Origin of the sequence: Siphonobacter curvatus (assembly GCF_002943425.1) — a bacterium.
Taxonomy (GTDB): domain Bacteria; phylum Bacteroidota; class Bacteroidia; order Cytophagales; family Spirosomataceae; genus Siphonobacter; species Siphonobacter curvatus.
Map to the genome: position 1 here is coordinate 84,584 of NZ_PTRA01000002.1, position 15,048 is coordinate 99,631.

General features: G+C 44.8%; 10 protein-coding genes. 3 read left to right on the forward strand and 7 right to left on the reverse strand.

Going from position 1 to position 15,048, the window contains the following annotated elements:
- Positions 1-38: 38 nt before the first annotated feature.
- Positions 39-1,679 (forward strand): serine hydrolase domain-containing protein, encoded by a 1,641-nt coding sequence (locus tag C5O19_RS15705; protein ID WP_104714293.1) that lies wholly within the window; start codon positions 39-41, stop codon positions 1,677-1,679.
- A gap of 428 nt (positions 1,680-2,107) precedes the next feature.
- On the opposite strand, the gene C5O19_RS15715 is transcribed toward C5O19_RS15705, so the two are convergent.
- On the reverse strand, positions 2,108-2,500 hold the full coding sequence (locus tag C5O19_RS15715) for a response regulator (protein ID WP_104714297.1): 393 nt from the start codon (positions 2,498-2,500) through the stop codon (positions 2,108-2,110).
- A 434-nt stretch (positions 2,501-2,934) separates the two neighbouring features.
- Between C5O19_RS15715 and C5O19_RS15720 the strand changes: the two genes are divergently transcribed.
- A complete protein-coding gene (locus C5O19_RS15720) occupies positions 2,935-3,717 on the forward strand; it encodes an acyl-CoA desaturase (protein ID WP_104714299.1) in 783 nt (260 codons plus the stop codon).
- 504 nt (positions 3,718-4,221) lie between these two features.
- On the opposite strand, the gene C5O19_RS15725 is transcribed toward C5O19_RS15720, so the two are convergent.
- The 3 genes from C5O19_RS15725 to C5O19_RS15735 all read right to left on the reverse strand — a co-directional run bounded on the left by C5O19_RS15725 (position 4,222) and on the right by C5O19_RS15735 (position 9,201).
- Positions 4,222-5,139, reverse strand: coding sequence for a DUF808 domain-containing protein (locus tag C5O19_RS15725; protein ID WP_104714302.1), 918 nt, complete (start codon positions 5,137-5,139; stop codon positions 4,222-4,224).
- A gap of 330 nt (positions 5,140-5,469) precedes the next feature.
- A complete protein-coding gene (locus C5O19_RS15730) occupies positions 5,470-6,186 on the reverse strand; it encodes a DUF92 domain-containing protein (protein ID WP_207766445.1) in 717 nt (238 codons plus the stop codon).
- A 588-nt stretch (positions 6,187-6,774) separates the two neighbouring features.
- Positions 6,775-9,201, reverse strand: coding sequence for a TonB-dependent receptor domain-containing protein (locus C5O19_RS15735; protein ID WP_104714304.1), 2,427 nt, complete (start codon positions 9,199-9,201; stop codon positions 6,775-6,777).
- 343 nt (positions 9,202-9,544) lie between these two features.
- Between C5O19_RS15735 and C5O19_RS15740 the strand changes: the two genes are divergently transcribed.
- A complete protein-coding gene (locus C5O19_RS15740; RefSeq protein ID WP_104714307.1) occupies positions 9,545-10,645 on the forward strand; it encodes a DNA alkylation repair protein in 1,101 nt (366 codons plus the stop codon).
- A 159-nt stretch (positions 10,646-10,804) separates the two neighbouring features.
- On the opposite strand, the gene C5O19_RS15745 is transcribed toward C5O19_RS15740, so the two are convergent.
- The 3 genes from C5O19_RS15745 to C5O19_RS15755 form a co-directional block, all read right to left on the reverse strand.
- Positions 10,805-11,797 carry a replication initiation protein gene (locus C5O19_RS15745; protein WP_104714309.1) on the reverse strand — a complete coding sequence of 331 codons (993 nt, stop codon included), beginning with the start codon at positions 11,795-11,797 and terminating at the stop codon, positions 10,805-10,807.
- Positions 11,798-12,533: 736 nt separating this feature from the next.
- The gene (locus C5O19_RS15750) at positions 12,534-13,385 is read right to left on the reverse strand and encodes a hypothetical protein (protein ID WP_104714312.1); all 852 of its coding nucleotides are present in this window, start codon (positions 13,383-13,385) and stop codon (positions 12,534-12,536) included.
- Positions 13,386-13,390: 5 nt separating this feature from the next.
- The gene (locus C5O19_RS15755; RefSeq protein WP_104714314.1) at positions 13,391-14,344 is read right to left on the reverse strand and encodes a ParA family protein; all 954 of its coding nucleotides are present in this window, start codon (positions 14,342-14,344) and stop codon (positions 13,391-13,393) included.
- Positions 14,345-15,048 lie beyond the last annotated feature (704 nt).

Here is a 15,048-nt window from a genome sequence, read left to right on the forward strand (position 1 = left end):
GTTTAGGTTTGTAGCTCATCCATCTTTCTACGAAGGTTATGCGTTTCTACGTACGGTTAGCACTCTTTTGGTTGTATTGCTTACCCCTCCAGGCTCAGCTTGTTCAAAATCAAGGGATTACTTCTTCCCTGCACCGGGCCAATCAGGGGAAAATTCTTTTTACTTCCCGGGAAATTTCTCCGGCCGAGGTACAGACCCGTGACTTTTTGACCCGCTACCAGCTGACCAATCGTAGTAATCTGTTCATGACGGTATTCCTGGCCAATTCGCTAACCAACTATCTGCATGCCCTGGCTCCTACCCTATCTGCCGACAGTCTGACGAAGGTGGGTAATTACCAGTTTTCTTTTTTTGTCGATCATCAACTCATTTACCAAACCAACCTTCACCCCGGAGCTCCCTACGCCCGGATTAAAAACGAAGAAACAGTAATCAGTAAACCGCTGATTGATAACCAGCACGAGGGACGTTGGTGGAGCCAATCGGCCTGGAATCGCTTTATGAACCAGGGCGGAGATCAGGCTTTAACCGAGGGAGAACACTTGTTTACACTGGAAATTAGGCCCTACCTAACGTTATCTCAGGTGCTCGTCGGTCCCATTCTAGCCCAGGGTGAAGTACAGCTGGAGGTGAAACGAAAGCCAAGCTTTAATCTGGATACGGTACGGCTGACGACTCCTCAGCCCTATCCGGGTCTCCATGTTTCAACCGATTCCTTCGACACGCGTAGAATCAAAGAACTTAGGGGTACTATTGAGGCGGGGGTATTCAAGCACATTACTAGTATCGTAGTCCTTAAACAGGGCCGTATCCTCCTGGAAGAATACTTTAATGGAACAAATCGGAGCACCTTACACGATGTTCGTTCGGTAGGTAAGTCCTTCGCTTCTACCTTAACCGGCATTGCCCAAGCCGAGGGGTATGTGCACGAAAAGCAAACATTACGGGAATTTTATGACCTGAAATCCTTTTCACATTACTCAGCCGCGAAAGCCTCAACTACTTTGTATGAATTACTCACGATGAGTTCTGCTTTCGACGGGGATGATGACAATATGGATTCCCCCGGCAATGAAGAGTACATGTACCCCGAGCCGAATTGGATCACTTTTACGTTAAATCTTCCCGTTTTACCAGCCAAGTACCAGGGAAAATGGCATTATTTTACCGCGGGCGTAGTTTTGCTAGGTGACATTCTCAACAAACAAGTACCGCAAAATCTAGAGACCTACGCCCAAAATAAGCTCTTTAACCCGCTCGAAATCCGTCAGTACCGCTGGCCGTACACGCCCCAAAAAGTGGTTAGTACAGCCGGAGGTATTCAACTCAATGCCCTCGATTTGGCGAAATACGGGCAACTGTATAAAAACAAAGGAAAGTGGCAGGGACGGCAACTGGTCCCAGAAGCTTGGGTGACGAAAACCTTTACTAAACACCAAGCCATTCCCGGCCGTTCGCAGGAATATTACGGCTATTTATTCTGGAATAAGACGTATACAGTACAGGGAAAACGGCTTGAAACGTACTACTGCACGGGCAATGGAGGCAACAAAATCTTCGTCTTTACGGATCGACCGCTGGTAGTGGTCGTTACGGCTACAGCATACAATACGTCTTACGCTCACGCTCAGGTTGATCGTCTTATGCAGGACTATCTACTACCCGCCGTACTTAAGTAAGCATAGTAGGTACGATTAAAATCAATGGCCTCCGCCTGTCGGATCTCAACGTATAAGCTTTTTTTATACTTGAATTGGGTTCGCATTTACTTAAATGAAACTCTTTCCATCGCGAAGCCAGAATTTACCCCATTTTGGGTTTCATACAAAGCGGGCTGGTCCATTCGACCGCGGACCTGACCTACCCAAGCTTGTATTGGCTCACACTTACCAGTAGCTTTGGCATTCAGCTCGGAGGGCGTATCGAGTTTTGTGGAATCAATCGTAAAGTCCGGTTTCTGACAAGATCCTATTACAAGCAGGCACGAAATGATTTGTTTCATTAGGGTAGAGAATGGACTTGCTAGTTAGGTACGTTCTACCGAATAATCTTCCAGCTTTCAGTAAAACCATTGTTAGTATTCGATGAGTATAATAAATAAAAGGCACTAGTACGCACAAAGCTGGGTCATGACATTCCTCATTTCGAGCAAATTCAGGGGTTTCAATAGAAAGGCATTTGCACCGAGTTGGTGACTTTTCCGGCGAATTTCCATTTGATCCCGGTTAGTCATCATGACTACTGGTATTGCTTTCCAATCCGGGTTCTGTTTCAACAAAAACAGCGTTTGTAAGCCATTCAGCTGAGGCATGTCCATATCCAGTACGATCAGATCAGGCCTGGATACTTTCGGTAGAGCGTCCATCCTCTCCACCAATTGGGAACCATCGGCAAAGAAATGGACCTGATGCTCTGGTAAAAATAGAGTAAAGACCTGCTGGACCAGAAAGCGATAGTCCGCATTATCGTCAACCAGATAAACTATGCGGGAATGAGCCATAAACGTTAAAAAAATGGCTGAGTGATTTTCAATCGTAGTACACCTCAACTCACGTGTTTTTCGATTCCAAGCGGTTCAGTTAGTAATACAGGCAAGTGGTATCAATTGAAACCACTACTCCTGGTAAAGTCCGGGTACCATTGGGGTTTGACTACAATTTCACTTTCCTCGCTGAACCCGCTTTTCGTAAGTTTCCATACCCATAACGTTCAACGGCCCTTCATCTGTTAAAGCTTGTCTATTAATTGTTACAGTCCTTTATTACCAATTGGGGTTACTCTTTTCGGTCTAAATCCCACATGGTTTGTTTTAGTGCATTGCTTCGTCCGGTAAATGGGAAAAGTATTTCGGCCACTCGGTCACTATATTCAACCATTCGTCGGCAGCAAACTGGTTTCGGCGGCCAGGGACGGAATCTTTGTCCAAAAAAAGATATGGTTGCTATATTGATTTTCTTTGCCGTGCACTGGTACGGAGCCTTGTTTTTCCAAACCGTTTTTCTGCACCGATACGCCGCTCACCAGGCCTTTACCATGTCAAAAACCTGGGAACGTATGTTCTTCATCGGAACATTCATTTTTCAGGGGTCGAATTATTTGAGTGCCTATGCTTACGGCGTTATGCACCGCATGCACCACGCCTATGCCGATACGGAAAAAGATCCGCATTCGCCGAGCTTCAGTACGGGAATTTTTGATATGATGTGGAAAACGTATCGAGTGTACTCCGCCATCCGCACGCGTAGCATGGACGTAGATCCTAAATTCACGGCGGGTGTACCCGACTGGCGAGCCTTTGATGACTTTGCTTCCCATCGCTACACTCGTCTGGTCTGGGGAACGCTGTATACACTTTTTTACATCTATTTTGCTCCAAGCTGGGGCTGGTTTTTGCTCTTACCAGTGCACTTCCTCATGTCGCCCATTCATGGAGCGATCATCAACTGGTTTGCCCATAAAATCGGGTATACTACTTTCAAGGTCAATGACACGTCCCGTAACCTCATGCCCGTTGATTTCCTAATGATGGGTGAAGGATTCCATAACAATCACCACACGTATGGCAATCGTGCTAATTTTGCCTACAAGTGGTTTGAGATCGATCCTTCATATCAGATCATGAAATTGCTCAACGTCGTGGGTATCATTCAGCTGCCTCAGGAAAAAGGACGCACGCAGAAGTTTATGAAAAAGAAACAGCTGGCTAAGGCTTCGTAAGGCTTGTTTTAAATATAAACAGGAGCCGGAGGGATGAATCCTTCCGGCTCCTGTCGTTTTGTATACTTGGGTAGATTGGTGCGTATTGGTTTAGCAGTCAGTAAGCTAAACCGCGTTCCTGGTTGAAGTAGCTTCAAAGGTTATTCATTAGACGTGTGTACATTTGTTGAAAACGCGTACTTTCTTTCGATTGCCTGCGTTGATGGTCGCAGATTCAGTAACCCACTAACGAACAATGGTATACGCACCGAAACCTGACTTTCTTCAGGTTTCGTGTCATAGGCTCTATGAAATAGTTCTTGACTGTTTTCTTTTAGAGATAATAAACTGTATACCTGATCACTTCCCCCCTACCCCTTATGGAATGGTTAGTGTTGAAGAGGCCCAGCCCGCAAGACTTATGAGCTATCAACTAGCCGTACCTACGGGACTACACTCGTTTTGTAAAAAAGCAGCCCGGAAGTTTATCACTTCCGGGCTGTACAAGAAAAACACTAAACGATCTTATTTACGCATCTTCCGAACCAGCGTTACGATTTTTTCAATAATCGCTCCGATGACTAAGCCACCCAGGGCACTAGCCACCACTTTCGCCGCCCACGCTAATGCGGGTACGTCCGCTAGGGCGTGCTCAATGGCTTCTAGGCCGTGATGCAATACGGGAATACCATGCGAAATGATCTCCGCCCCTACCCACAACATGGCCGCGGTACCAACGTATCCCAGAATGGTTAAGAAACGGGGCATAAAGCGAATCAGCCCAAATCCTATTTTACGAATCGCAGAAGGTCGGTTTTCCCGAGCCAGGTACACGCCCAGATCATCCGCTTTCACCAGTAAGGCTACGAATCCATACACGGCTACGGTAATGAAAATCGCTACGAAAAACATAACCGCAATCTGCGTCAGCAGGGGCTGATCCGATACCGTACCGTACGTAATGGCAACGATTTCTGAGGAAAGAATAAAGTCGGTTTGTACGGCTCCTTTGATACGGGTTTTCTCCAGCTCTTCGGGCGTAATGACCTTAAGTTCATCCTCGGAATCACCGTGGGCATCTCCGTGTGAGCTAAACATACTATGTACCTTCTCGTAGCCTTCGAAACACAGATACGCTCCCCCCAACATCAAAATGGGCGTGATAATCCAGGGAGCGAAAAAACCCAGTAGCAGGGCTACTGGCGTAAGGATGAGTACCTTATTAATTAATGATTTTTTGGCGATCTGATAAATGATCGACACTTCACGGGAGGGGTCTAATCCTACCACGTATTTGGGGGTTACGGCGGTATCGTCAATGACGACGCCCGAAACTTTCCCCGTACTTTTAGCGACTTGAGTAGGAACGTCGTCCAGGCTGGCAGCACTGGCTTTTACCAGGGCTGCAACGTCATCTAAAAGGGCTAGCAATCCAGTTGCCATTAGTGATGGTTTAAGGGTGATGAATCGTTTCGGCTTCGTACAGGACATCTCATTAACTCGCGTCCCCGGACTCCTAGTGATTCTGTTGTTTTCGCTTAAAAGAATGGGCCTGTTTCAAAAACGCCCCTCTTTCCACAAAATAAGCCCAAGAGAAGTCGAAGCTTGTTTCCTGAATTACCGAAAGATTCGGGGCGAAGATACAGGGTAACTCGTATACTTATCTCGCCTTATGGGCCCTACGGCTACTTTTCGTGAAGATCCGGGGGAATTAATGGTCCAGTGGTAAGTGACGGTACCCAGCTCCGTAAAGACGCTGGAATGGAGACTACGTTAAACTAGGAGTAGATACAGGGCTCCGGCAATCAAGGCGGCAATGAGCGTATTTAAAAAATTTACGGCATCATTGGAGAGGTAGGCTTTTCTCTCCCAGGTAGCTCCCAGCACCGAATCCGCCAGATTACCTAGTATTCCGGCTATCCAGACTACTCCCACCAGAAGCCCCCAGCCCTGCCCCAGGATGTACAGAGCCGTTATGATCGTACTACCCCCTACACCGGCCAGGGTTCCTTCCAGGCTTATGACGCCATCCAGCCCCCGGGTATCGGGTCTTAGCGTGAGGATGTTGTAATAGTTTCGGCCGTATATATTGCCTAGTTCGGAAGCGAACGTATCCGCTGTAGCCGAGGCAAAACTGGCAGCCAACATGAGTTGAAAGAGTTCCGTCTGGGCAGGATAAGCCCAACTAAACAAACCCATTAGTCCAGCTACCCCACCGTTGGCCAAGGCCTGACTGGCTTTCCGTCGCCCCTTATTCGCTTCAGCCAATCCCAAAGCTGCTTTATCACGAAACCGGAATGAGCTTACTAGTGATCCCAGTACGAAAAAAGCTCCCAGCATACTTAGCCCCATCAAACCGGCTCCTGAATAAATAGCCCAGCCCAATAGGCCTCCGGTCAAAGCCCCCAGAATCGTTAACTTGCCGGCTTTAACGCTCAGCCACATACCTACTACTAAAAAGCCAGCTACGGCCCAGGCTTGTATACTCACGCTTGATGGATGTTAATTCATACCAGATTAGTTTTTTGCGCTAGGACTAGCGTACTATCCTTAGAGCTGAGCTGCAAATTGGCATCCACGCTTTGAAAAATCAAATGGCTTTACGTTTCTTTCAAAATAGGAATAGCTGGTATCTTACAGAAGATTAGCACTTCAAAAATTCACCTGACCAAGTATGCCTCCCAGACCGCCGTACACACCTGTATCCTGAAAGGGAACAAGCCTATTACCTACCAACGAGCCACCAATTTTCGACGGACCTAAGTCATGAACTTTCTGTCTAGCACAAGGCAAATACTTTCGTTTTACTAATTACAGATCATTCAGCAAGTGTTTTAAGAACTCTTTCTAGGTGAGACATAAATGAACACAGTTTATTAACTTTCATTACTAAGTAAATACTTATAGTTAAAATACTTAACTAACTAATCTAAATTATAATTACATATATTTAAAAATACTAACTATAGTGGCGATAGCAATAAGCTTTGTCAGGCTATTACACATAATAGTTCATTAGTTTTTCCATAGAAACTGGCGGTTTCCACGAATAGGTTTTTGAATGGATAGCAAGGCCGATTAGCGTCCTCCGGCATCGTCATTACGAATTTTACGACCTTGTTTGCCTACGGCAGTCATTTGACCAAACCGCCATTCAAAGGCTAGCCGGGCCGAACGGTTCACAAAAAAGGATTGTGACGTTGATACAAACGTGGGTGAAACCTGCCGATACGTTTGCCGCATTCCCTGATTGAAAGGGTTATTTACTCCCAGCGTTAAGCTGGCTTTTTTCTCCCAGAATTCCCGTTTGAGAGCGAAGCCGTACCAATAAAAGCTTGAGCCGGTTCCCTGAATATTGATCCAGCCCGAGTTAAAATTACCGTTGGCCTGAAAGGTATAGTTCTTAGGTAATTTATACGTACTATTAACATTGATATTCCCTACCGTACCGGAATTACCCTGTTGAAGACTGGGGCTATACAGATCGACGTATCGGAGGTCTACTCCTCCATTCAACGTCCAACTCTTATTGACTTGGCCCGACAGATTTACGTTTAATCCTAAGGACTTTCGCTGGGCAATATTTTCGGGTTTACTCACTGAAATGCCCGCATTATCAACCCTTCGTATATACTCGATGGCATTGTTCGTCAGCCGTCCGTACAGGGCTGAATTAATTGATAAACCCGATGAGGTTGTTTTGCTGTGACCTAATTCGACGCCGTGGTTGAGTTCAGGTTGCAAATACGGATTACCCGTTTGCAGGTTTCTCGGGTCACTGGAATTAATCCAGGGATTCAGATTCCAAAGCTGCGGACGTTGAATGCGTTGGGTATAACTGGCTTTAAACGTATGCTTACGGAAGGTTTTTGAAACGGTGAGGCTTGGAATCAGATTCGTATACGCATTGGCTAAGCTCGTCTTTGTACTTAAAAAATCACCTGAGATGGCGGTATGCTCTAGCCGTGTACCCAGGTTAAAACTTAGCTTGGACTTGGTTTCTGCCCGCAGTGCCAAATAACCCGCGTAGACGCGTTGCAGATAGGTAAAATCATTAGATTGACCTAAATCTACCTCCCAGGGCGACTGTTCATTCGCCGATTGCTCGACGCGAAACTCACTACCAATATTTCGTTGAATAGCTTTCAAACCCACTTCCAGTTTCAAATTAAACGTATCCCGCCGGGTACGTACCTGAAACGGTTGCGTATAATCGGCCTGTAGCGTGTATTCTTTGTTACGGCTATAGTTGGTACTCCGTTCCCGCAACAGTAACTGCTCTTCCAGGGAATAGCGATCCGTATCGTAAAAATAGTTGTCGGGCATGCGACTAAATTGAGTTAATAGGGAGAATTCCTGGTTTGGCTTGCGAAAGGTTTTGGTATAGCCCAAATCGAATTGACTGTTCCCGTACGGATTTCGCAACCGAATGTCATTGCGAAAGGCTTGCAAGGGTTGGCCGGCTCCGTCGCTAAGCTGATTAATGACTTGACTATTATTGGGATAATAACCACCCCAGCCATTGGCCGAAAAATTGATATGCTGAGTCGAATCCGGATCATAATCCAGACTTAATTCGCCGTTCCCTCCCGTACCCGTATTGTCGGCTCGGCTACTTTGTCGAAGGATATTTAACGGATTTCCATCGGCTAAGGTAGTACGTACCAGCTCGGCTTCCCGGATATTGCGGAACTGGTATCCATTGGCCGATAACGAAAAGCCGATTTTGGGCGTCTTAAGGGACAATTTCCCATTAACACTGCGATTCAGGGTTCCCACGGAAGCCATGACCGAACCATTGAATCCCTGCAGAGCTTTTTTGGTAATGATGTTGATTACTCCGGCCGCTCCTTCTGCGTCGTATTTGGCACCGGGACTGGTAATCACCTCTACGGAACGAATGTTATCAGCGGGCATCTGGCGGAGGGCATCGGCCAGGTTACGGGCCATCATAGCCGAAGGTTTGCCGTTGATTAGTACGCGAATGTTGCTGTTACCCCGCATTTGCACGGTACCGTCCAGATCCACACTGAGTGAAGGCACTTTACGCAGTACGTCAGCAGCGGAGCCGCCAGCGTTGGAAATGTCTTTTTCGGCATTATAGACCAATCGATCTCCTTTATCCTCAATCAAGGCTTTCTGAGCGGATACGGTTACCTCACTGAGCGTTCGATTTTCCGGGATTAAGTTCAGACTAGCACCTATTAAATGAGGCTGCTGGGCGGTTAGGCTAATCGACTGACTGTGTTTACGATAGCCGACGGATGTCACTGTGAGCGTATACGTACCTAAAGGTACATTAGTAATCTTAAAAGTCCCTACTCCATCCGTAGTGGTACCGCTCACTAAGCGGGATTGCTCATACAGAGCGATGTTCGCAAAGGGAATGGCTTGCCGCGTCGTGGAATCCAGGAGCGTACCACTCAGCGTACCGGGGTGGCTGGATTGGGACAAAGCTTGCCCCAACCATAGAGCCAGTGTGGCTATGGTTAAAACGTATTTCATAGGAGGAGGATGTGAAGGTGATCGTACCAGGATTGGCCTGGATATTAGGAAATGATTGGTTGATTTCAGGCTAAAGAGCCGGAAAAAATGAAAATGTTGCAGCCTACTGAAAAAAAGTTTAGCTCTTTTTTGAAGCTTTATTTCGGCGAGAAAAAACGAGTATTTGAATGGGTAGCCTACCTTCTTTCAAATTTCACGCCTACACGTTGGTCGCCATACGTGATGTTTGGGAATTAATCGTTAGTTTTCCGACCTGTCTTGTACACCTATCTACAACCGCTTGCCTTTTGTTAATAAGTACAAGGCAACTCCCCTAGTCAACAAACCTATCCACGATTTACTGATGAGTTTAGTAAAAGATATTTACTCACCTGATTTTTTTGATCACTTTACGGAGCTTCTGCAAGAAGTGTTACCTGACTTTGCGAAAGAAACCTTCTTACAACGCATTTTCACTCCTGCGTTCGCCGCTATGGCCTGGAAAGAGCGGATGCAGCATACGAGCCACGTATTGCACGAATTTTTACCCGAAAACTTCGAAACAGCGGCTCCTTATCTATTAAACATCGTAGAAAAATTACTGAAGCAGCGGACTAGTGGGGATAGTCTGGTGTACATCTTTCTTCCCGAGTATATTGCTACTTACGGGCTTTCCGACTTTTCTACCTCTATAGCCTTATTTGAACGAACGACGCAGCTGATCAGTGCTGAATTCGCCGTGCGTCCTTTCCTTTTAACGTACCCAGAGGCCATGATTCAGCAAATGTTTCGCTGGTCGCATCATCCTTCGCCACAGGTTCGGCGACTGGCTAGCGAGGGCAGTCGTCCGCGTTTACCCTGGGGGATTGGTATTCCGGCCCTCAAAAAAGACCCCTCGCCTACACTACCGATCCTGGAAAACCTGAAAAATGATCCTTCCGAGTCGGTTCGTCGCAGTGTAGCGAATCACCTCAATGACATTGCCAAAGATCACCCGGAAGTGGTTATGCAAATAGCCCGTCAGTGGGCGGGCCATAGTTCTCAGACCGATGCATTGATTAAACACGCCTGTCGTACTCTTTTGAAACGGGGTTATCCGGAAGCATTAGCCTATTATGGACTGGAAAGTGATGATTTGACTTTAACGGACGTGCAACTTTTAACAAAAGAGGTGCGGATGGGTGAATCACTAACTTTTTCATTCGTATTGACGAATCAAAAAACACGACCTCATACGGTGCGATTGGAATACGGCATTTATTTCCGTAAAGCGAATGGACAGTTGAGCCGTAAAGTATTTAAAATTAGTGAACGCTTGTATCCTGCCAACGAATCGACTACGGTGGTACGACGGCATGCATTCCGACCTATCACCACGCGAGTATACTATGCCGGGGAGCACCAGCTTTCGATCATCGTAAATGGGGAAGAAAAATGTACACTGCCTTTTACGTTATTTCTTTAGTACAGGCTTAGCGGGCAGACGTGTTAAATTCTATTTACATAAAGTGAATGAAAATTGTAAAGATGGATTAAGTCTCAAGTAGTACACGAGTATTTCTTTGTAAAAAACTGTGCCTGAGTAAATTACTTGCATACCTCTTGGTCCTGAGATTCGCTTTCATTAAGTCTTTTTAGACTTAGTCCGAACCTCACCTTTCTGCGTTTTGTACCCGAGGACGGTAGCCATGTACTGAGTCTTGGAAGTCTTCACCACAATCTTTCCATTTTCAATCTCAGAATTGACTTTGACAAACTTCTCAAGCTTTTCCGGGAAAGAAAGAATTTCTTCGATCTGCTGCTGGGTAAACGTGTATTGTGTTTCGAGAAGGTTGCGGGCTACAAGATATTTGTTGGTTTCCGAAGCCTGGTAAAAACTGTCCATCTCCTCTTCAACGGCCTCGGTAGCTACATCCATGAATGATTTGATGGTAAATTCCAGTTCGAGAATTTTCTTACGGTCTTTCTTACTGGGAACGTATTCGAAGATGATATTGGCCTTATTGAACAACTCTGCTTGGGCTACTTTCAATGCCCAGCGTTGAATCTCCTTGAAATTGTAGCTATCCGGGCAATTGAGCATGAATTTGAGTTTGTCTACGGAATACGTAAACACGCGTTGCCCGCGGTTGTAGTACATCATCATCAGTTCATAGATTCGCTGGGAATACACCGACTCCAGCGAAAGCATGACGTCAATACTGTATTTGGTGTATCGACTACCTAATTCAATGAATTGCGGCACTACGTTTGCCAGCATGGTGATTTCAAGCAAATTTCGGCCGTCTTCATTAACCGTCCGTACCAACGGAAAAGGTACCAGCGAAGCAAAACTGGGAGCTTTGGGATTGGAAAAGTCTTCGTACAGAATCTTCTTATCCGTTAGTGATTTAGCCGCCTGATACAGCTTTCGGTAGTTATTGGACTTGGCTAATTCCGTAATGGGAATCGTAAAACGTAAGTTTTGCCCTTCCTGGTAATCTTTGACATTACGAATTTGATTGATTATCATAACCACAATCCGCTTCTCCAATTCCGAGAATTGTTGCTTTGATTCCGTAATGAAATTAGGCTGAAAGTTATTAAGGCGTTTCTGAAAACTTACCGAATTATCCATAGGTTATTCCCTCTCAGACGGAAAAGTACGGATTAAAAGTGAGACCTCTCCTTTTTTTCTCACTTTTAATTGTAAGAATTTATTTCGCGTCATACACTTTCTTAGAGGTTTGTATGACAAGGACTTAGATTAATGTGGTAAATTTTACCACATTAATAAGGGGTTCTATGCTGGAATCATTTATTTGCTTCTGTATAGCAGTATAGACTTCATTCCGAGCGATAGGAAGTTCTAGTTAACTAAGGTCGTTTTGAAAATGTTTATCCTAATCAAATCTGGGATCTGATTGCAAAGAAGGAATAGGCAAGATATGGTCTGAATGCTTCCATGACTGTTGTTCAACTTTAGTTAACTCCACTGGTTGATTATACAGAAACAAACTCTTTCCAGTTACAGGCCCCACCTATTCATAGAGCGACTCAAGTAGCTTTAGCCGATGCACAAACTAAGTGTTGTAAATAGTAGAAAGCTTAGTTCTTACCACTCGACTAGTAATGTGGTAAAATTTACCACATTACTGAATAGTTCAAAAGGTGAGGTTTGGACGAAGGCTTTTTTCGAAGTGTTGAGTCTAGACTTTGAGTCAGATATAGACAAAAAAATAATGTGGTAAAATCTACCACATTACGTAATTAGGTTCGCCCATGAGATGACTAGAGTTGAACATTTGGTCAGCTTTCCTTAATGGATGAATAATCTTTAAATTGAAATGTGGTAAATTTTACCACATTTCAATTTAAAGATTATTCAGTAGCGATTGAGCCAAATCGATGATTTCCTGATAAGTTGCTCGACTAGAACCTGTTTCTAATTGCTCGACTAACTGCTTGAGTCGAACCAATTCATTCTGAGGCTGAGAAGCCTTCACGGGCTTTTTCTTTTTACTAATGACCTGCTGTAGTTCTTCTACAGATGAAATGGGCTGATCAGATGTTGGCGTATCAGCTAGTTTGACAATATCTCCCTTGTTTACTTTCGACTTTCGTGAAAGAATTTCCTTTTTCAGGTCCGTCGAAGTTTTATCTAATCCTTTGGCAAATTCAGCATCCGTCCGAATGGTTTTTGGACTGACGTTGAACTGCTCCGCTAGAATTTCCTCCGTGCGTTTTCCGGCAGTTTCTCCCACGGGCCGACCGCTGTCTTTCTTGAGGGAAAGGTATTTCTGACCGCGTAAGTACGAGGTTTGCTCAGGCGTCAGGTTTCGGCGACCGAGCTGATTGTCGATCATATAAGCTCGAACTTCCTCTAGTCCAGGGAATTCCTTTAGAAGAATCCGGAAATTAATGCCGTGGTTGCTACAGATCCGATAGCGATTGTGACCATCCACGAGTACAAACAAAGAATGATTGTCATCCGTATTCCGAACGCTACTGGCGGGAGTTTCCCAAACCAGTAAGGGTTCACGGCAGCCTTCCCGTAAAATATTAGCTTCAAGTTGCTTGTATTCATCGTCTAACAGGGGCGGAATTAGCGTTTCCAGTTCGGGAATGATCGTAATCTGGTTTTTGATTAACTCCTGCTGCACTAGCGAACCACTGTCTTTTTTGATGAGATCCTTTGTACCGAACTGATTGACAATTTTCTTCATACGGATTATTTCGTTACGGGCGTGAGAAGTTCTTGAGCTAACTGCTTGTAATCCTGAGCACCGGGAGAGCCGGCAGCGTAGCGGAAAATATCAACCTGTGCGTACTGAGATTCTTTCAAAGCTGCGTTCAGACGGATTTCAGTATCAAATACGCGAAAATCATGTAGATCCTGCCGAATGGTTTGGATAAGTTCCTTATGAAGGACAAGGCGACGATCTACGCGGGTGAAAAGAATACCTTCGATGCTTAGAAACTCGTTGAAGAACTGACGAATTTCATTAATTAATTCAAAAAGGTTATTGATGCCCTTGATGGCCGACGTTTCGGGTTCCAGCGTGACCAGAGCAGCGTTGGAGGCAATCAAGGCTGAATTCGTAAATACGTTCAACGCAGGCGGGCAATCAATGAGAATATAGTCATATTGTGGTAGTACAGCATTTAAAGCCGTACGCAGGCGTAGAGCACCGCTAGGAGAGTGGGTAAGTTCACGTTCGTATTTGGCTAGCTCCAGACTACTGGGAACCAGATCAAAATTAGGAACGATGGGAACAATAGGTAAAGGTTTACCTTGCAAGAGAGCCTCGTAAAGCTGCACTTCCGGATTATCAAGTCCCAGACTTTGAGAAAGGTTGCCTTGAGAATCAATGTCAATAACCAATACCCGGTAGCCTGCCAGTACCAGAGCACTCCCTAAGTTAATGGTGGTGGTCGTCTTACCGACACCGCCCTTATGGTTAACGATACTAATTACCCGAGCTTTGCGATTTCTGAACTCATCGAGTCCGTACTGCAGTAACACGGGTTCTAATGCTTTAAGGTGTTTCTGATTTAGCGTACGTTGACCTGCTAAAGCTTTAGGTAAGGTGCTAACGGGAAGGCCAGCTTCTTTTTCAATGACTGACATAGATAGGGCCGTCTTCTTCTTGAAAAAGTGAAGGACCTCGTCGTGTGATAACATGGGCAAGGAGGTTTGTCAAAATTAAAAGACAATAGTAAGCCTTTTATTTGCTTGTGCCATCGTAATCGGACCGATTTTTTAAAAACGCTTTATTTGTATAACTAAATATTTAGTTTTCGCGAAGTTTTTTTATTGCTCGAATAGTGAGAAATGGGCGAGTGATGCACTTTAAATGAAACGATCAGTCTTTGATATATTATTATTATCAAATATTTCTGATTGATTTTAAGCTTTGTAAGTGACTGTAAGACAATTAGTTATGAGTAAAAAAGTGAGGTTTGGACTAATTAAAGGTGAGCGATGGACTAATTAGGTATTCATAAAAGTGAGGGACGGACTAGGCATAAAGTGAGGCTTGGACTAAAGCAGTACAATTAAAAGTGAGGTTCAGACTAAGGTAAAAGTGAGGTTTGGACTAGCAACATTTCATCCCTTATTTGGGTTTTTGTCGCCTTTTTCGGACAGAACTAAATCCTGTTTTTGTGTTAAAGGTGAGTTTTGGACTAACACTTTAGTATCTAAAACAGAAAACCTTATCCCTTAATAAGTTCAAAACCTGGAAGGCAAAGCGACCATCAAAGGCCTGGAAACATCTTAAAAAAAGCAGCCTCCCAAAGGTGAGTTTTAGACTAAACCTATAAAAATGCGGATTGGCATTCACATCATCTAGTAGTCAACAACTTAGCGAAAAGAGGAATTAAAAG